At 31.4% G+C, this 17,942-nt stretch carries 21 protein-coding genes; 4 read left to right on the plus strand and 17 right to left on the minus strand.

The features are described 5' to 3' along the window. Positions 1–89 precede the first annotated feature (89 nt). The 3 genes from Q0616_RS00310 to Q0616_RS00320 form a co-directional block, all read right to left on the minus strand. Positions 90–518, minus strand: coding sequence for a PH domain-containing protein (locus tag Q0616_RS00310; protein ID WP_298773956.1), 429 nt, complete (start codon positions 516–518; stop codon positions 90–92). Between the two features lie 8 nt (positions 519–526). Next, positions 527–1,417, minus strand: coding sequence for a 3-hydroxybutyryl-CoA dehydrogenase (locus tag Q0616_RS00315; RefSeq protein WP_298773959.1), 891 nt, complete (start codon positions 1,415–1,417; stop codon positions 527–529). Positions 1,418–1,532: 115 nt separating this feature from the next. Beyond that, a complete protein-coding gene (locus Q0616_RS00320) occupies positions 1,533–2,537 on the minus strand; it encodes a Gfo/Idh/MocA family oxidoreductase (protein WP_225542797.1) in 1,005 nt (334 codons plus the stop codon). A 71-nt stretch (positions 2,538–2,608) separates the two neighbouring features. Here Q0616_RS00320 and Q0616_RS00325 point away from each other — a divergent pair, with 71 nt between their 5' ends. After that, positions 2,609–3,256, plus strand: coding sequence for a protein-L-isoaspartate(D-aspartate) O-methyltransferase (locus Q0616_RS00325; protein WP_225540390.1), 648 nt, complete (start codon positions 2,609–2,611; stop codon positions 3,254–3,256). A gap of 58 nt (positions 3,257–3,314) precedes the next feature. Here Q0616_RS00325 and Q0616_RS00330 read toward each other — a convergent pair whose 3' ends face one another. From Q0616_RS00330 to Q0616_RS00345, 4 genes are all read right to left on the minus strand, one after another. Further along, complete coding sequence (locus Q0616_RS00330) at positions 3,315–3,782, minus strand: PepSY-like domain-containing protein (RefSeq protein ID WP_298773970.1); 468 nt, start codon at positions 3,780–3,782, stop codon at positions 3,315–3,317. A gap of 16 nt (positions 3,783–3,798) precedes the next feature. Continuing rightward, positions 3,799–4,227: a PepSY-like domain-containing protein gene (locus tag Q0616_RS00335; RefSeq protein WP_171621803.1), complete on the minus strand. Its 429-nt coding sequence runs from the start codon at positions 4,225–4,227 to the stop codon at positions 3,799–3,801. A 65-nt stretch (positions 4,228–4,292) separates the two neighbouring features. Beyond that, positions 4,293–5,567, minus strand: a complete 1,275-nt coding sequence (locus Q0616_RS00340) for a HAMP domain-containing sensor histidine kinase (protein ID WP_298773976.1) — start codon at positions 5,565–5,567, stop codon at positions 4,293–4,295. Position 5,568: 1 nt separating this feature from the next. Next, positions 5,569–6,240 carry a response regulator transcription factor gene (locus tag Q0616_RS00345; RefSeq protein WP_171621801.1) on the minus strand — a complete coding sequence of 224 codons (672 nt, stop codon included), beginning with the start codon at positions 6,238–6,240 and terminating at the stop codon, positions 5,569–5,571. Between the two features lie 95 nt (positions 6,241–6,335). Between Q0616_RS00345 and Q0616_RS00350 the strand changes: the two genes are divergently transcribed. Together Q0616_RS00350 and Q0616_RS00355 are read left to right on the plus strand one after the other, a co-directional pair. Next, entirely contained in the window at positions 6,336–7,352 is a 1,017-nt protein-coding gene (locus tag Q0616_RS00350) for a low specificity L-threonine aldolase (protein WP_286484299.1), read from the plus strand. Between the two features lie 67 nt (positions 7,353–7,419). Further along, complete coding sequence (locus Q0616_RS00355) at positions 7,420–8,052, plus strand: CatA-like O-acetyltransferase (RefSeq protein WP_260541933.1); 633 nt, start codon at positions 7,420–7,422, stop codon at positions 8,050–8,052. A gap of 26 nt (positions 8,053–8,078) precedes the next feature. Here the strand turns inward: Q0616_RS00355 and Q0616_RS00360 are convergent, their stop codons facing one another. From Q0616_RS00360 to Q0616_RS00375, 4 genes are all read right to left on the minus strand, one after another. After that, positions 8,079–8,585 carry a regulatory protein RecX gene (locus Q0616_RS00360; RefSeq protein ID WP_298773985.1) on the minus strand — a complete coding sequence of 169 codons (507 nt, stop codon included), beginning with the start codon at positions 8,583–8,585 and terminating at the stop codon, positions 8,079–8,081. Positions 8,586–8,921: 336 nt separating this feature from the next. Next, complete coding sequence (gene rpe, locus Q0616_RS00365; RefSeq protein WP_298773987.1) at positions 8,922–9,569, minus strand: ribulose-phosphate 3-epimerase; 648 nt, start codon at positions 9,567–9,569, stop codon at positions 8,922–8,924. 83 nt (positions 9,570–9,652) lie between these two features. Continuing rightward, positions 9,653–10,246 (minus strand): hypothetical protein, encoded by a 594-nt coding sequence (locus tag Q0616_RS00370; protein WP_225540402.1) that lies wholly within the window; start codon positions 10,244–10,246, stop codon positions 9,653–9,655. Positions 10,247–10,306: 60 nt separating this feature from the next. After that, on the minus strand, positions 10,307–10,693 hold the full coding sequence (locus tag Q0616_RS00375; protein WP_298773993.1) for a hypothetical protein: 387 nt from the start codon (positions 10,691–10,693) through the stop codon (positions 10,307–10,309). A gap of 105 nt (positions 10,694–10,798) precedes the next feature. Between Q0616_RS00375 and mgtE the strand changes: the two genes are divergently transcribed. Further along, positions 10,799–12,115 (plus strand): magnesium transporter, encoded by a 1,317-nt coding sequence (gene mgtE / locus Q0616_RS00380; RefSeq protein WP_298773997.1) that lies wholly within the window; start codon positions 10,799–10,801, stop codon positions 12,113–12,115. Between the two features lie 37 nt (positions 12,116–12,152). Here the strand turns inward: mgtE and Q0616_RS00385 are convergent, their stop codons facing one another. From Q0616_RS00385 to Q0616_RS00410, 6 genes are all read right to left on the minus strand, one after another. Then, entirely contained in the window at positions 12,153–12,992 is an 840-nt protein-coding gene (locus Q0616_RS00385) for a hypothetical protein (protein ID WP_171621793.1), read from the minus strand. A gap of 55 nt (positions 12,993–13,047) precedes the next feature. Further along, positions 13,048–13,914 carry a sigma-70 family RNA polymerase sigma factor gene (locus Q0616_RS00390; RefSeq protein WP_298774001.1) on the minus strand — a complete coding sequence of 289 codons (867 nt, stop codon included), beginning with the start codon at positions 13,912–13,914 and terminating at the stop codon, positions 13,048–13,050. Between the two features lie 124 nt (positions 13,915–14,038). After that, complete coding sequence (hutG, locus tag Q0616_RS00395; protein ID WP_225540410.1) at positions 14,039–14,980, minus strand: formimidoylglutamase; 942 nt, start codon at positions 14,978–14,980, stop codon at positions 14,039–14,041. A 2-nt stretch (positions 14,981–14,982) separates the two neighbouring features. Continuing rightward, positions 14,983–15,588: a trimeric intracellular cation channel family protein gene (locus Q0616_RS00400; protein ID WP_188319244.1), complete on the minus strand. Its 606-nt coding sequence runs from the start codon at positions 15,586–15,588 to the stop codon at positions 14,983–14,985. Between the two features lie 48 nt (positions 15,589–15,636). Then, positions 15,637–16,245, minus strand: coding sequence for a trimeric intracellular cation channel family protein (locus tag Q0616_RS00405; protein WP_171621790.1), 609 nt, complete (start codon positions 16,243–16,245; stop codon positions 15,637–15,639). A 129-nt stretch (positions 16,246–16,374) separates the two neighbouring features. Next, positions 16,375–17,757 (minus strand): NAD(P)/FAD-dependent oxidoreductase, encoded by a 1,383-nt coding sequence (locus Q0616_RS00410; RefSeq protein WP_298774010.1) that lies wholly within the window; start codon positions 17,755–17,757, stop codon positions 16,375–16,377. Between the last annotated feature and the right edge of the window lie 185 nt (positions 17,758–17,942).

The raw sequence follows: 17,942 nt of genomic DNA on the forward strand, positions 1-17,942 counted from the left end.
TCATTTTTATAATTATTAATTTTTAATCTGTCCAAACTTTTGGGTGCAGTCTATCCAGTAGCGCTTTTTTGTTTTGAAAACTATTTTAGTTATAAATCAATCTTAATTGATGAATTTATTTTTTGTAAATCTTGAATAAATTCGGTTTGATTTTTTGGTGAAATAATCACTGAGTCATATTTATTGTAGAATATTTCGATTCTATTTAATGACCATGCCGGAGAACTAATCATACTTTTCGTTTTTTTGATTTCAACTATTTTTTTAATGTCAATTTTAATATTCATCAAAAAACCAACTTTCACCACTAATTCTTCATTATTTATTATCTTATATATTGTTGATAAATACATATAAATGATAAATAAAATAGTCAAAATACATACAACGATATCTATTTCATTTTGCTGAATAGAATTAAAAGAAATTCCAATGCCAACGAAAGAAAAAATTAGAAATAAGAATACGACTAAACTTACACTTAATCTCGATTGATATGTTTTAACATTCTCCTGCAACTCTCAAATTATTTCGCAAACTGAGCTGCTAATTTTTCTGCTTTTTTAGACTCTGAATAATCATAGAATCCTTCGCCCGATTTCACTCCTTTTTTACCTGCTGTTACCATGTTTACTAACAATGGACAAGGCGCATATTTAGGATTTTTGAATCCGTCGTACAACACTTCTAAAATTGATAAACAAACGTCTAAACCAATGAAATCAGCTAATTGCAATGGTCCCATTGGATGAGCCATACCTAATTTCATTACTTCGTCAATTTCTTTTACACCAGCAACACCTTCGTACAACGAATAAATCGCTTCGTTAATCATAGGCATTAAAATACGATTCGCAATAAAACCAGGATAATCATTAACCTCGACAGGTGTTTTTCCTAATTTTTCTGACATTTCCATAATCGCTTTCGTAACATCATCTGTCGTATCGTATCCACGAATAATTTCGACCAATTTCATCATCGGAACTGGATTCATGAAATGCATTCCAATCACTTGTTTTGGACGACTTGTTACAGACGCAATTTTTGTAATTGAAATCGAAGAAGTATTCGATGCTAAAATTGCATTTGCAGGCGCAGCTTCATCAATTTGTTTGAAAATTTTTAATTTCAAATCTAAATTTTCTGTTGCAGCTTCCACTACTAAATCTGCATTTTTAACGGCTTCAACTGTATCTGTAAACGTTGTAATATTATTTAAAGTGGCTGTTTTATCAGCTTCAGAAATTTTTTCTTTTGCGATCATACGATCCAAATTCCCTTCGATAGTTTTCAATCCACGATCTAAACTATCTTGAGAAACGTCAACTAAATTTACGGCAAATCCTGATTGTGCAAAAACGTGAGCAATTCCATTCCCCATCGTTCCTGCTCCAATAACTGTAATGTTTTTCATTTTTTTGTATGTTTTATTTTTTATGTGTTTTATTCGCTTTTCGAAATTCGTTTTGCGTTTTGCGTTTTGCGTTTTGCGTTTTGCGAAATTCGTACTTCTAAATACTAACCTCGACTTATTCTTTTTCGATGGTTTGATTTTTGATGACTTGTTGCTCTTTTTCAAAATAAGCAATAATCTCCAACGCAACTTTTAATGCATTTCGTCCATCTTGTAATGATACTTTGATTGGTGTATCATTTTCGATAGAATCAGCAAAACTTTCCAATTCATCTAAAATGGCATTATTTGGTAAAATTTCGGGATGTTCGAAACAAATTTCTCGACGATCACCTTTATCATTTTCCAAAATCATGGCATATTCGCTTGGATTTTCTGGTGCTTTGTGCATTTTAATAATCTCTGTTTTCTTTGTCAAGAAATCAATCGAAATATAAGCATTTCGTTGAAAAACACGCATTTTTCGCATATTTTTCATTGACATTCTACTTGTCGAAACATTTACCACACAACCATTTTCGAACTCAATTCGAGCATTTGCAATATCAGGTGTATCACTAATTACAGAAACGCCAGACGAATGAATAGATTTGATTTCCGATTTTACAATTGATAAAATCACATCCAAATCGTGAATCATTAAATCTAACACTACAGGAACATCTGTTCCACGCGGATTAAACTCTGCTAAACGATGCGTTTCGATAAATAATGGTTCTTCGATAAAAGGTGCAGCGGCAGTAAATGCAGGATTGAACCTTTCTACGTGTCCAACTTGCGCTTTCAGCCCTTTTTCATTTGTTAATTTTAATAAATGATCTGCTTCCTCTAACGTATGTGTAATTGGTTTTTCAACGAAAAAGTGTTTATTTTTTTCAATTACTTTCAATGCAACTTCATAATGCGATAAAGTTGGTGTTACAATATCAATAACATCAACAGCGTCAATCAATTCGTCCATCGAACTAAAAAACTTGTATCCAAATTCTGCTTCTACTTTCTTTCCATTTTCTTCAAAAGAATCAAAGAAGCCAATTAATTCGTATCTTTCCGATTGATTTAATAACTTTAAATGGATTTTTCCAAGGTGTCCAGCACCGATCACTCCTACTTTTAACATTTGGTAGATTTTGCCGTTAAAATTAATGAGAATAAGTTGTATTTAATGCATTTTTGTAAAATTTTTGGAATATGTCGGTAGACGATTTTAAACACAGAGGACGACGCAAAATGTTGGTTGATTTGTTGCGCTCGAAAGGAATTGAGGATGAGAACGTGTTGGGAGCAATCAATTTAGTTCCAAGACATTTATTTTTGGATAGTGCTTTCACTGAATTTGCTTATCGCGACGAAGCTTTTCCTATTGCAGCAGGACAAACCATTTCACATCCTTTCACAGTTGCTTTTCAAACGCAATTATTAGATATTCAGCCCAATGAAAAAGTATTAGAAATTGGAACAGGTTCTGGCTATCAGACTGCTGTTTTAGTTGCTTTAGGTGCAGAGGTTTTTACGATAGAACGTCAAAAAGATTTGTTTGATTTTTCGAAAATCATGTTGAAAAAAATCAATTTCGAGCCACGTTATCAAACGTATGGAGATGGCTACAAAGGTTTGCCTTCTTTTGCTCCTTTTGATAAAATTATTGTAACAGCTGGAGCGCCAGAGATTCCTGAAGAATTAAAAAAACAATTGAATATTGGTGGAATAATGGTGATTCCTGTAGGGGAACAATCTCAACGCATGATTGTCATTATGCGTTTATCAGAAAATCAATATGAATATTACGAATTTGGTGATTTCAAATTTGTACCGATGTTAGAAAGTCGGGATAAATAATAAAAAAATCCAACTCAAAATTTGAGTTGGATTTTTTTATTATTTTATGTTGTTATTATTAAGGTTGAACACGAATAAATTCACCTGAAGCATTAAAGATTAAATCAAGATCATTTGTTAACTCAACTTCAAAGCCTTCATACGTTTTCTCTATTTGATTAATTTTCAAAGTAGGATAATTGGTGTTGATATACGACACAATTGAAGGCAATATAAAACCTGTTGGAATACTACGATTTCCTTCTGCTTCCACTTTTAACCAAGTTCCATTCTGATCAAAATCAATTTCATCTCTATTCACAAAATCAACCTCGTACATTGTTCCATCTATTTTGGCTGGACTATGTTTCTCTATTCGTGCAATTTCAATTCCAGAAAAATACGTCGTTACAAAACTTCTACCTTCTTCGGGAAGTGTTTTTAATTCTACCGTTTCCGTTGTTGTTGTATCGTCATCATTATTACAAGATGTTGTTACCAATGCAAACATTGTAAATAAGGCTGTTCCTAAAAATAATTTTTTCATTATTATGTTGTTCTAATTAATCTTCTATTTTCTTAAAATTTCCGTTTTCATCAAATTTCACTTCCAAACCATTCGATAATTTTACTTCAAACCCATTACGTTCTCGTTCAATTTTTGTGATTTTTGTGTTGGGAAAACTTCTCTTTACATAAGTAGAAATTTTAGCTGGTACAAAACCTGTCGGAATCGGATTTCTTTTTCCGTCAACTTCTTTCCAACTTCCATCGCTATCAAATTCTATTTTTGTTCCATTCAACAAATACACTTTGTATTCTTTCGAGAAAAAATCATCTTCTAACATCGAAGAGCCAACTTGTTTTGAACCAAAATATTGGTTTACAAATTTTTGACCATCTTTTGGTACTTGATTATAATTAATTGGTTTATCTTGAGCAAATGATACCAAAGTAAAACCTAACATGATAACACTAAAAAACTTTTTCATTTTTGTTTGATTATTAAATTACAGAACAAAGTTGAGAAGTAAATTAGGAAAGATTTGGGAATAAATTATTTTTTCAAAATAAATTGATGAAAAGTTTCTTTGTATTGATAGTTTAACTTTAAATAATGTTGATTTTTTATAATCGTATCTACAATCGAAAGGCCTAATCCATTGCTTCCTTCACTTGCTCCTTGTTTATAGAAACGCTTGAAGATTAATTTTTCATCCAAGGAATTTTCATTTCCAGTATTGGAAATTATCAATTGATTAAAATCACTTTCTATCTTCATCATCTTTTGTTCGTTGTTATGCTTAATGGCATTTCGAATTAAATTGGAAATCAAAATTTGCGCTAAATCCAAATTAAATTCTATGATAAAATCTTCTTTGAAATCAGTTTCTAATCTTATTTCTTCCACTTCTAAAATCGATTCATAATCTTCGAGCAAATCTTTTGTAAGCGCTGTAAAATTAACTTTTACATTGTTTTTATATTGATTATTATCTATTCGAGAAAGCATCAACAACGACTTGTTTAAGCTCACCATTCGCCAAAGGGTTTGTTTAGTTTCAACTAAATCTAATATCTCCTTCTCTGGAATATCTGGGCTTTCAATCAATAAATCAAGTTTATTCAAAGCTATTGTTAAAGGTGTTTGCAATTCGTGTGAAGCATTTTCTATGAATAACTTTTGCGAATTAAAAACCTCTTCATTTCGATTCATCATGCGTTGAATTTCGTTCTGTAAAAAATAAAATTCCTTTACATTCGTATCGACAACCGTTGGTTTTTCATTATTCCCAACTTCATACTTTCTTAATTGCGTTATAATCTGATCAAATGGTTTGAATGCTTTCTTTAAACCGTAATGATTAATCAACAAAATACTGATTAAAATAAATACATAAAGAGCCAACAAAGAAATCGTTAAATCATAAATCAAATCATCTTCCTCTACTGTAGAAGTCCTAATTTCTAACGAATAGGGTTGATTATTTTTATCATAAAAACCTGTTCTCAAAACCCTGTATGGTTCCATATCTTCGTCATATTCCATGTAAACCATTTCATTTGAGAATCGATTTGTTTCATCGTATTGAGCTTGATCAATTTTTGTGATTCTGAATTGACTTAATCCAAATTCTGTTGTTTTCAACAAACTTTCATCAAAAAATACCTCCCGTAAAATTTCTATTTTTTGATTTTTTAAACCATCATCTACATTGTCATATACTTCATCCAAGATCAACGAACGAAATAAAAATGCCCAAATTGCAATAATGATTAACAACCAAAATGTTAGGTAACGAAAGGTGTAGTTTTTTAGTGATATTTTCATATTAAATCAACTTATAACCGATCCCATAAACTGCCTGCAAATCTGCTTCGGAATTCGCTTCTTTCAACTTTTTTCTTAGGTTTTTTATTTGAGAATAAATAAAATCCAAATTATCAGACATCTCGATATGATCGCCCCAAACGCTTTCTGCTAAAGTTGTTTTCTGAAAAACACGTTCGGGTCTCAACATAAAATAGTACAGTAAATCATATTCTTTTCTATTTAATTTTAACTCGACTTCGTTTACTTTCACCAACCGATCTTCAGGATAAATACGAATATTTTTATACGTTAAGATATCCTCTCCTTTCTGAAGGTTTTTGCGTAAAGCAACTTTTATTCGAGCCAATAATTCAGCAAAATGAAAAGGTTTTGCTAAATAATCATCCGCTCCAACCAACAAACCTTCCACTTTATCATCAACCGAATCCTTTGCTGATAAAATAATCACCGATGTTTCTTTTTGAAGTTTTTTTAATTCCTTTAGCAACGACATTCCATCTCCATCTGGAAGCATCATATCCAATAAAATACAATCATAATCAAACGAAATTATTTTATCTAAAGCTTGTTTATAATTGTCTGCACTTTCTACAATCATTTTTTCTTTTTCTAAAAATTCAACAATTGTTTCTTGCAGTTTTATTTCATCTTCAACGACTAAAATTTTCATAATTTGGGTTTAATTAATTCGTAAAAATAGAATGTAAAATAGGAAAGATTTAGGAAAACCATTACTTTTATTGTCATAAAGATAAGCTTTCAATTTTGAAAAAATATAGTTTTAAAAACGATTATAGCGAAGGTGCACATCCTTCAATTTTACAACGATTAGTCGAAACTAATACGATACAAAGTATTGGTTATGGTGAAGATGAGTTTTGTAATGAAGCACGAGAATTAATCCTTAAATACTTGAAAAAAGATTCGGCTATTCATTTTGTTTCTGGTGGAACGCAAGCTAATTTAATTGTGATTTCGTCTATTCTAAAACCTCACGAGTCTGTGATTGCAGCAGAAAGTGGACATATTGCGGTTCACGAAACTGGCGCAATAGAAGCAACAGGGCATAAGGTAAATACAATTGTGACAAATAATGGGAAAATTACGCCTGAACAAATTGCTGTTGTTTTGAATATGCATACAGACGAACATATGGTAAAACCAAAATTGGTTTACATCTCAAATTCTACCGAAGTCGGAAGTGTGTACACAAAAATAGAATTACAACATCTTTATAAATTTTGTCAAGAAAACAATTTGTATCTTTTTGTTGATGGTGCACGTTTGGCATCTGCTTTAACTTCTTCTAAATGCGATTTGACTTTGGAAGATATGGCGAATTATACTGATGTTTTTTATATCGGTGGCACGAAAAATGGTGCTCTTTTAGGGGAAGCAATAGTGATAAATAATTTAAAACTGAATGAAGATTTTCGTTATCATATCAAGCAGAAAGGTGGAATGTTAGCGAAAGGAAGATTGATTGGAATTCAGTTTTCGGAAATGTTTCGGGATAATTTATTTTTCGAAATGGGAAAACATGCCAACCAAATGGCCGAAAAATTAGCAAAAGGGATTTCAGCTAAAGGTTATGATTTTCTTACTGAACCATCTTCTAACCAAATCTTTCCTATTTTACCAAATATTGTTATCGAAAAATTACAGCAAGATTTTGATTTTTTTATTTGGGAAAAAATAGATGAAGAGAATTCTGCCATAAGATTAGTTACTTCATGGGTAACACTAGAAGAACAGGTCGATAATTTTATTCAAGCTGTATAGAAAAAAATATTTTCAATAAACATCAAATAAAAACTTCTTTTCAAAAAGTAGCTTTTATTTTTGCAGCATGAAACAAAAATTTAATCCTGAAGGTTGGAATCGAATTGAACATTTTAATATGTTCTCGAAAATGGATAATCCGTATGTCGGAATAGTTGCAGAGGTTGAATGCTCGAAAGCGTATCAATTTGCCAAAGCAAATCACGTTTCTTTTTTTGCCCTTTACTTATTTGCTTCTATGCAAGCTGAAAATAAAATCAATGAGTTTAAATTTCGATTAGAGAATAATGAAATTTTCGTGTACAATCAGTTAGATTGCGGAACAACAATTGGTCGAAAAGATGGAACTTTTGGTTTTGCATTCATGAATTTCACTGAAGATTTTGAAGATTTTAATGCGCAATTACAAGAACAAATAAAAAGTGTTGAACGTTGTGAAGGATTGCATATCAAAAACGAAGATATTACGGAAGGATTGGTGCGTCATTCTACTTTTCCTTGGTCGAGATTTACAGGTTTAACGCAACCAAGTAATTTTGAAACAGAAGAATCTATTCCTCGAATTATTTTCGGAAAAGCATACACACAAAATAATAAAATGTACATGCCTGTTTCGGTAGAAGCAAATCATGGTTTTGTAGATGGTTTTCATTTAGCGAATTATCTACAAGAGTTTGAAAACGAATTGAGTAAGTGTTAAAAAGAGGAATGTTAATATTCCTCTTTTTAATTTTCTTTTTCTAATTCGATTTCTTTTATTGCATCATTCATTAGATCAAATTCATAACCTTTGTATGTTAAATATGCTTTTACTTTATTTGTTTTTTTGAACGATTCGCGCTCAGAAGCTAATAATCTAAACTTTTTTCGAGTTAAATGCAGTAAATTATTCCAATATTTATCTAAATCGATTTCTTCTTTAAATGCTTTCTCAATTAATTTTTGATCAATCTGTCGAATTTTTAATTCTTGACGAAGACGATTTCTTCCCCACATTTTTTGATTGACTTTTCCACGGACAAAACTATGCACAAAACGTTCTTCATTTAGAAAACCATAATGAATAAGTTTAAAAATAATTTCATCTTTTGCTTCTGGAATCAAATCAAAATCGCGTAATTTTTTTTCTACTTCCCAATGACAACGATCTTGATAAAGACAATATTTTGCCATTTTATCTTTGATTTCATCAATTGTATAAATCTTTTTTGAATTGTCTTTGGAGAAGTTCATGGTACAAAGTTAGGGAATAAATTAGCCAATTCGAAAATGTATTAATTTGAAAACATTTAAGTTTGACAAGAAGTTTAAAGATTCTTCGACAGGATTAGAATGACAAACGTTAGATGTACGTTTAATAGTTAAGACACAAAGTTTCTTCTATTAAAACTAACTCAGAGTGCTAACTAAATGAGAACAAAACTAAAAATTGCGTTAGGGATTGCAGTGGAAATCCTTTGCTGAATAGCAAAGATTGCAACGAAAAGCCCGCCCGAAGGGAATGCCCAAAAAACAAAAAAACTGAACCATCGCTGATTCAGTTTTTAACATATGTTGATAAGTATAGACTTATGCTTTTTTTAACGCTTCGATGTACGCCGTAGGATTTTCTGCATTGAAAACTGCTGACCCCGCAACCAACGCATCTGCACCAGCCTCAACTAATTTTGATGCATTTTGAATACCAACTCCTCCGTCAATCTCGATGATAACATTTGCATTTGCTTCCGTAATCATTTGTTTTAATTTAGAAACTTTATTGTACGTGTTCTCGATGAATTTTTGTCCTCCAAAACCTGGGTTAACACTCATGATTAAAACCAAGTCTAAATCGTTAATTACATCTTCTAAAACCGAAACAGGTGTATGCGGATTGAGTGCCACACCAGCTTTCATTCCTTCTGCTTTTATCGCTTGTAGTGTACGATGTAAGTGGGTACACGCCTCGTAATGCACGGTTAAAATATCTGCGCCAACTTGTTTGAAAGTCGAAATGTAACGGTCTGGATCAACAATCATCAAGTGCACATCAAGCACTTTGTCTGTTAATGAATTGATTTTATCGATAATTGGCATTCCATACGAGATGTTCGGAACAAAAACGCCGTCCATTACATCTAAATGAAACCATTCTGCTTGTGAATTATTAACCATTTCGATGTCTTTTGCTAAGTTTCCGAAATCGGCTGCTAAAATTGATGGTGCTACTATTGGCATACTTTTTTGTTTGTTGTTTGTATTTTGTGGTGCAAAGGTAAGGAAATAAAAAAATCGTTGAAAACTCAACGATTTATATTTTTTTAGAAATTATATCCAACTCGAAAACCTAAATCTAAGGCAACTCCAGTTGTCATTTCTTTCTTGCTTTTTCTACTATCATTTATTGTATCGTAATAGTAATAATGCTCATCTTGATAAAGAGAAAGTCCTAATCCTGTGTAAAACTCATAAAAAAAGTTTTGCGCAAAAGAACGTTTCAATCCATAATTAAATGTAATTGACCCCTGCGGATTCACTGTAACATTGTCTTTATTTGTACTCGTTAGCCAATCTGGAATAAAATCTCCTTTTAACGCAATGTAATTTCCTGAATTATTTTTTGTATTTTTTCCTTTAGAAATTCTTCGATTAAAATTATAATAATGGCGTCCTTCTAAGGCAAAACGAGTTGTAAAAATATAATCAAAATCACTACCTCCATAATATGAATCGCTCGAATAAGAAAATCCGCCCATATAATCTAAAGTTCCTACAGCTGTAAAATTATCGTTTAACGCTTTTTCGTATTGAATTCCAATTCCGATAAAACTGATATTTGCGTTAAATAAATCGGTTGCTTTTTCTTGTGCAAACAAAGAAGATGATAAGAGTAAAGTAAATAGTGTTTTTTTCATTTTTAGTGTTAATTTTCAATACGAATATAACAGAAAAAATGAAGAAATAAATTATTTTTTTTAATCAAGAAAAACTCTATTATCGATGAAGTTATATGGTTCTTCTTCTTTCAATTCTTCGTTGATAATGAAATGAATAGAATCTTTGGATAAAAAAATGTAAGTATAATGGTCTGCTTTTACATCGGACTGACGATATTCATAATATTCGTCTTCTTTGACACACCACAAACCGATATCTTCTGAATACGTTACCGTATCATCACTATAAACTGTTTGGAAACTAACGGTAAATGTGCCATCCATTTTTCGGTTCACTACCCAACTGTTTGTTTCTCCTTTAAAAAATTTCCCATGATCTGTACCTGACCAAACACCAGCAAAGCGTTCGTCTACACCCATAGATTTTATAAAATGTTCGATTTGCTGATTTTCTATTTTATGCATAAATTATTTCAACATTAAAATTAGCTTAAAAGTAGCTAACCTTTCACCTCCCTTCTCCCCAAAATAGCTTATTTTGCAGTTCGGGATATAAAAAACAACAAATTTATGGAAAATAATATGCTTAATCAACATCCGGCGGATATTGCAGAGCAATTAACTGCATTAGATATAAAAAGAAGAAATATAGCTTTTTATATGCTTTCTAATGATAAAGTGGATGTATTCTCCTATTTTGACCCTGATGTTCAATATGAAATTGTTAAAAGTTTAACTGACGAAGATTTAGCAGATGTTTTGAATAACTTAGATCCTGATGATAGAACTGAACTTTTTGAGAATTTTCCAGATGAGTTAATTAAACATTCAATCAATCTTTTGAATCCTGATGAACGCGCAATTGCATTGAGTCTAATTGGTTATCATGAAGATTCCATTGCTCGATTAATGACTCCAAATTATATTCAAGTAAAGGAACATTATACCGTAAAACAAGTTTTGGCACATATCAAAAAATATGGAAAAAAAGCCGAAACATTGACGTACATTTTTATTGTTGATGGTAAAAATAGATTAATTGATGATTTAAAAATCGGAGAAATCCTTTTAGCTGATGAAGAAACTAAAATGGAAGATTTGATAGATCATAATTTTGTTTCTATCACAACAACAACTCCTTTAGAAGAAGCTTTAGAGGTCTTTGATAAATACGATCGATCTGCGATGCCTATTGTTACAGAAAACAATGTGTTGGTTGGAATTGTCACATTTGATGATATTTTGGATCGAATGAAAATGAGGGATACAGAAGATATTCAGAAATTCGGAGGAATGGAAGAGCTGGATGTTTCGTATACAAAAACTCCTATTGTAGAATTAATAAAAAAAAGAGCTGGATGGTTAGTGATTCTTTTTATTGGAGAAATGTTTACTGCTTCTGCTATGAGCTATTACGATGATGAAATTGAAAAAGCTGTGGTGCTTGCTCTATTTGTTCCTTTGATTATTTCGAGTGGAGGTAATTCTGGTTCGCAAGCAGCTTCGCTGATTATTCGTGCGATGGCTTTGGGCGAATTGAAACTAAAAGACTGGTGGTATGTCATGAAAAAAGAATTTGCTTCGGGATTAATCTTAGGTGCAATCCTTGGTTTCGTTGGCTTCATTCGAATTTTTATTTGGCAAGAATTAGGTATTTACAGCTATGGAGAATATTGGCTGTATGTAGCTTTAACAGTAGCCTTATCTCTAATTGTCATTGTTTTATGGGGAACACTTTCTGGATCTTTAGTTCCATTTATTTTGAGAAAAATTGGATTTGATCCCGCAACAGCATCTTCGCCTTTTGTTGCTACATTAGTCGATGTTTCTGGATTAATTATTTACTTTACAATTGCCGCAATTTTATTAAGTGGAAAATTATTATAACGAAAAACTCCAACTAAATTTAGTTGGAGTTTTTAATTTATTTTTTTCTTGTATCAATAAATTCGTAATTATTATTATTCTGATTAAATGATAAATCAAAAACTTTAAATTTTATTTGATTTACATTCAAAACTTCAAATGTATAAACATCTGTCATTCCAGAATCTTCATGATATTCGTAAAACTTATTATCTTTTACCCACCATTTTCCTTTCTCAATATGATTTTCTGTTTTTCTTCCTTTCATTTTAGTTTTAAAATCTAAAACAAAAGTTCCATCAATATTTCGAGTCATTGTCCATTCTTTAGACACTCCTTCTATTTGATTATCCTTTTCCGAACCTTCCCAAATACCTACTAATCTAGCATCTTGAACACCATCTGAAGAGTCATGTGAAAAACCATTTATTTTATCGCTCATATTCATCAATTTCTGCATAGATTTTGCTTTGAATATAGAATATTGCTCTTCATAATAACTTGTTTGATCGGATGATTTTTCTTCATCAAATTTTTCTGATCGAAATCCTAAAACTTGTTTCTTCTTTTTAAGTTTAAAATTGACTTGATTTTGATTTATCTTATAAGAAAACTCGTCATTGTATTCTTCTCCAATTTCTGTATAAAGATCATTATTCGTGTTCCAATGTCCAACTTCTTTAGCATAGATCGAATCATTATTGTAAATCAACTCTAAAAATAATGTAAATGTCCCATCAGCTTTTCTATCAATAAAAGCATTTCCTTTTACAGGATCATTTTTTGTTGGATAGATTGTAGATTTCCAAAATCCAACTAAATTTTGATCAATTTTCTTTTGACCGAAAGAATAAGTTGAAAAAAGTATAAGAGTAAATAGTAAAATAAAGTTTCTCATAAAGTGTTTTAATATTTATAAAAAAAGCAGCTTATTTAGCTGCTTTCTTATGTTTTTATCGTCCAATATACGTTTTCAAGATTTTAGATCTTGATGTATGTTTTAAACGACGAATTGCTTTTTCTTTAATTTGACGAACTCGTTCTCTTGTTAAATCAAACGTTTCACCAATTTCTTCTAACGTCATCGGATGTTGACCGTTTAATCCGAAGTATAAACGAATTAAATCAGCTTCACGAGGTGTTAATGTTTGTAAAGCACGTTCAATCTCTACTCTTAAAGATTCGATCATCAACTGAACGTCTGGAGATGGAGATTCACCAATATTTAATACATCATATAAGTTAGAATCTTCTCCTTCTACTAATGGCGCATCCATTGAGACGTGACGACCAGAGTTTTTCATCGACTCTTTTACGTCACCTTCTGACATATCCAATACTTCAGAAATTTCTTCTGCAGATGGGGCACGCTCATGTTCTTGCTCTAATAAAGCATACGCTTTATTAATTTTAGGAATGGATCCTATTTTATTTAATGGTAGACGTACAATACGAGAGTGTTCTGCCAATGCTTGTAAGATAGATTTACGAATCCACCAAACGGCATACGAGATAAATTTGAAACCACGTGTTTCGTCGAAACGTTGTGCTGCTTTAATCAAACCTAAATTTCCTTCATTAATTAAATCTGGTAAACTTAAACCTTGATTTTGGTATTGTTTCGCAACAGAAACCACGAAACGTAAGTTTGCTTTTGTTAATTTTTCTAAGGCAACACGATCTCCTGCTTTGATACGTTGTGCTAACTCTACTTCCTCCTCCGCTGTAATCAAATCTACTTTACCAATTTCTTGTAAGTATTTATCCAACGACGCAGTTTCACGATTTGTTACCTGCTTTGTAATTTTAAGCTGTCTCATTTAACTAAAACCCTCTTATTTTAAAATGATTATTATCGATTTCTTGGGTGATTTATTAACACCACTATATATGTATACGCAGATAACTGAAAAAGGTTACAAAATATTGTAAATTATTTCATAATTAATGTCTTAAAACTTCGTAAATCATTTGTGCAGAGAGTTTCGCTGTTGAGTTATCAACATCAAAAAGCGAATTATACTCGACCAAATCAAAGATTTTAACTTTATTCGAATTCATTAAAACCTTCAAAATATATTTTACTTGAAAAGGAGTCAAACCATTAATTGTCGTTGCACTTACACCAGGTGAATAAGCTGCATCAAAAACATCCATATCCAATGACACATAAAGTGCATCATATTGTTGAATGATAATTTTTAGGTCTTCTAAAATTTTATTCAGATTTAAGTGTACTTCATCGGCCATGATAAACTTAACACCTAAGTTTTCTGCTCGATAAAATAATGCTTTCGTATTTCCCAATTCTTGAATACCAATTGGAATATAATTAAAATTCATTTCGTTTTGTTCGCAATACTTTGCCATTTCATAAAATGGTGTGCCAGAAGTAGATTGCGGATTTGGCGTTCTCAAATCAAAATGCGCATCAAGATTGATAATTCCAATATTTTGATGTGATTGTGCTAAAGCTAAAAAATCGCCCAAAGCTGTTTCGTGTCCACCGCCAATCACTATCGGAAAATGATTTTGTTTGATGATTTTATGAACTTGATTAACCTGTTCTTCTCTCGCAGTTTCTAAATCTTTGTCGTCGCAAACAATATTTCCAGTATCAAAAATAGAATCTGTTTCAGAAAAATGCAAAGGCAAATTGGCTAATGCTTTTCGAATGAAATCTGGTGAATTCTTTGCGCCAATTCTTCCTTTATTTCGTTCAACTCCTTCTTCTGAACAAAAACCAAGAATTACTTTTGGTTGAATGGATGCTGATTCAAATTGATCATAATCATTGATTACTTGATGAATTCTTAAGCCTAACTCTCCATCTTCAGAATCAATTCTTCCTGTCCAAATTTCTTGATTAAATGGTGTTTTTTGCATGATTAATAAAATTTAGGTAACGATAAATTAAACTTAACTGTCACAATACGAATTGCAGCAATAATAGCTCCTGAAACAATGAAATTAATATTTCGATCCAGCCCAAAATCATCAAAAATTAGATAAGCTACCCCACCTACAATACACGCTGTTGCATAAATTTCTTGTACAAAAATAAACGGCGTTCTATTCATCAAAACATCACGCAACATTCCGCCCATCACAGCCGTCATCATTCCCATCATCACAGCTATAAAATCATTTGCACCTAAAGAATGTGCTTTCTCTAAACCTACTATTGTAAATAAAGCGATTCCTAATGTATCAAAAAGCATTAAAGTAATTCGTAAACGTGAAAAATACTTAAAAAATATTCCTGCTAATAAAATTCCTGCAAAAACGGCATAAATCACATTCATATCGCTAATCCAAACCAACGGATAACTATTCAAAAATAAATCGCGCAAGGTTCCTCCTCCAACAGCAGTTATAAAAGCAAAACAAGCGATTCCAAACCAATCGTGTTTTCGTCTTTCATCACCAGCTAAAGCACCTGAAATTGCGAATACAACAGTTCCGAATAATTCAAAAATGTATTGAATTTCCATGTATAAAAATTAATTTGCTAAGATAGTTAAAGGATTTTAATCTTCTTGTTAATGACTTTTGAACTTAGGCAAGGACAAATTGTATTTTACTGCAGCCAAACGAATAGCAACAATTGCTCCGCCAGAAATAAAGAAATTAACATTACGACTAATATCCAATTGCCATAAAATTAAATATATAATTGCACCACAAAGACATGCAAACGCATAAATTTCTTTTTTAAAAATTATTGGAACTTCATTTAACATCATGTCGCGTATAACAGAACCAAATACCGCTGTAAACATTCCCATGACTGGTGCAATAACAGGATGTATCCCAAGATTTAAAGCTTTTTCTAAACCAACTATCGTAAACAACGCAATTCCCAACGTATCGAAAAGCATAAAGGTTTTGCGTAGATTGAGTAACGGTTTATAAAAAATTGCAGCCAGAATAACACCAATTGCAACAGCATATATAAGGTTAACATCTTTGATCCACATAATCTCTACAGAAAGCAAAATATCACGTACTGTTCCTCCTCCAATTGAGGTTAAGAATGCAATAAAAGTAACACCAAACCAATCGTTACCTGATTTTTCGTCTGCAGCTAAAGCGCCAGAAATCCCAAAAAAAAGTGTTCCAAATAATTCGAAAAAATATTGAATTTCCATTTCTATTGTATTACATCATATTGAGTTAAAAGATTCAAAAGAATCATTTTTCATTGTTAAAAATGATGTTTAAATATACAATCGAAAAATAAAAAAAGACCAACATAATTGTTAGTCTTTTTGATTGTATTAATAATAATTTGTTTTTTCTAACTCTTTCTCATCAATTGGATCTTCATCTAAATATCGTTCTAAACTATCATCCAATTCCTTCATCCAAGGTGTATGATGTTTTTCTGCTTTTGTTTGGTCCATAACAGATGTGAATGTTTTATCGCGATAAGTCAAAATATTTTCTTCTTTATCTTTTAACCAAACTTTGAACATTTCGGCAACTTTATCCAAATCAAACATTGGATAATCTGTTAATTCAATCAAATCTTTAATATAATTTGTTTGAAAATCAACATGATCATCTGCTGAAATACATTTACTTTCATCTTCCATCCATTTTTGAATATCAGTCTGAATAGCTTCTTTAGAAGGTAAATTAATTCGACCTAAAATATAATCTCGTGCAAACCATGCTTGTGCATCAAACATATTGAATGTATAATATTGATCTTGCATTCCCAAAAATAACAATTGAGCGTTAGCATCTGATATTACACCTTTATACATCCCTTCTGGATACAGACAATTTTTGGTTTTTAGACGTAAATTATCTGGTAAAAATGGAAACTTATGTTGATAACCTGTACACATGATAACAGAATCAAACTCTTTTACAGTTCCATCTTTAAAAAAAGCCTTTTTATCCTCAAAATGTGTTACCATAGGTAATTCTTCTATCCCTTGTGGCCATTTACAATCAATCGGATTCGTACGATATGAAATCGTAACTGACTTAGTACCGTGTTTATAACATTGTACGGCAATATCTTCTGCAGAATAACTACTACCAATCAACAAAATATCTTGATCAATAAAAGGATCTGCACCACGAAAATCATGCGCATGCATTACATTTCCTGTGTAATTTTCTATTCCTTTAAAATAAGGCATATTTGGTGTAGAAAAATGCCCTGTTCCGACAACTAAATAATCAAAAAACTCTTCAAAAGTTTCATTTTTCTTTAAATCATCAAAAACAACACGAAATTGCTTCTTCTCTTCTACATAATCTACCCACCTTGCAACGGTATTAAACTGTATGTACTTTCGTGCATTACTTTGTTTAATCCTTCCTTGTATATAATCAAACAAAACTTCTCGCGGTGGATAAGAAGATATTGTTTGATCAAAATGCTCAGAAAACGTATAATCCGCAAATTCTAAACATTCTTTTGGTCCATTCGACCACAAATATTTATACATACTGCCGTGTAACGGCTCTCCGTATTTACCTACACCTGTACGCCAAGTGTAATTCCACATTCCTCCCCAGTTGTCTTGCTTCTCAAAACATTTAATTTCTGGAATTTTGTTACCTTTCTTTTCTTCCGACTCGAATGCTCTTAACATAGCTAAACCACTTGGTCCAGCACCGATAATGCCTACTTTTAAACCCATGAATTGTTTTTAATTAAACTTATATGAACTACTCAACTATCTCGCGATAGTAACTGATTATTTTGTCTGAAACGACCTGATATAGAATTTCAAAAATTCTATTTTATAATGAAAAAATAGAACGTGCAATAACCTGCACCAAATTAAGAGATAGAACATCTCTTGATGAATAAATCTTATTCAAA

It is taken from the genome of uncultured Empedobacter sp. (assembly GCF_937930195.1).
Taxonomy (GTDB): Bacteria; Bacteroidota; Bacteroidia; order Flavobacteriales; family Weeksellaceae; genus Empedobacter; species Empedobacter stercoris.

Bases quoted from the DNA above. Each gene is read 5' to 3' on its own strand.
- hutG (WP_225540410.1), bottom strand. From the start codon at position 14,980: ATGCAAAAAACACCATTTAATCAAGAAATTTGGACAGGAAGAATTGAT.
- Q0616_RS00345 (WP_171621801.1), bottom strand. From the start codon at position 6,240: ATGAAAATTTTAGTCGTTGAAGATGAAATAAAACTGCAAGAAACAATT.
- rpe (WP_298773987.1), bottom strand. From the start codon at position 9,569: ATGCCAATAGTAGCACCATCAATTTTAGCAGCCGATTTCGGAAACTTA.
- Q0616_RS00410 (WP_298774010.1), bottom strand. From the start codon at position 17,757: ATGGGTTTAAAAGTAGGCATTATCGGTGCTGGACCAAGTGGTTTAGCT.
- Q0616_RS00330 (WP_298773970.1), bottom strand. From the start codon at position 3,782: ATGAAAAAATTATTTTTAGGAACAGCCTTATTTACAATGTTTGCATTG.
- Q0616_RS00335 (WP_171621803.1), bottom strand. From the start codon at position 4,227: ATGAAAAAGTTTTTTAGTGTTATCATGTTAGGTTTTACTTTGGTATCA.
- Q0616_RS00375 (WP_298773993.1), bottom strand. From the start codon at position 10,693: ATGCATAAAATAGAAAATCAGCAAATCGAACATTTTATAAAATCTATG.
- Q0616_RS00320 (WP_225542797.1), bottom strand. From the start codon at position 2,537: ATGTTAAAAGTAGGAGTGATCGGTGCTGGACACCTTGGAAAAATCCAT.
- Q0616_RS00370 (WP_225540402.1), bottom strand. From the start codon at position 10,246: ATGAAAAAAACACTATTTACTTTACTCTTATCATCTTCTTTGTTTGCA.
- Q0616_RS00325 (WP_225540390.1), top strand. From the start codon at position 2,609: ATGTCGGTAGACGATTTTAAACACAGAGGACGACGCAAAATGTTGGTT.
- mgtE (WP_298773997.1), top strand. From the start codon at position 10,799: ATGGAAAATAATATGCTTAATCAACATCCGGCGGATATTGCAGAGCAA.
- Q0616_RS00400 (WP_188319244.1), bottom strand. From the start codon at position 15,588: ATGGAAATTCAATACATTTTTGAATTATTCGGAACTGTTGTATTCGCA.
- Q0616_RS00405 (WP_171621790.1), bottom strand. From the start codon at position 16,245: ATGGAAATTCAATATTTTTTCGAATTATTTGGAACACTTTTTTTTGGG.
- Q0616_RS00385 (WP_171621793.1), bottom strand. From the start codon at position 12,992: ATGAGAAACTTTATTTTACTATTTACTCTTATACTTTTTTCAACTTAT.
- Q0616_RS00355 (WP_260541933.1), top strand. From the start codon at position 7,420: ATGAAACAAAAATTTAATCCTGAAGGTTGGAATCGAATTGAACATTTT.
- Q0616_RS00315 (WP_298773959.1), bottom strand. From the start codon at position 1,417: ATGAAAAACATTACAGTTATTGGAGCAGGAACGATGGGGAATGGAATT.
- Q0616_RS00390 (WP_298774001.1), bottom strand. From the start codon at position 13,914: ATGAGACAGCTTAAAATTACAAAGCAGGTAACAAATCGTGAAACTGCG.
- Q0616_RS00340 (WP_298773976.1), bottom strand. From the start codon at position 5,567: ATGAAAATATCACTAAAAAACTACACCTTTCGTTACCTAACATTTTGG.
- Q0616_RS00360 (WP_298773985.1), bottom strand. From the start codon at position 8,585: ATGAACTTCTCCAAAGACAATTCAAAAAAGATTTATACAATTGATGAA.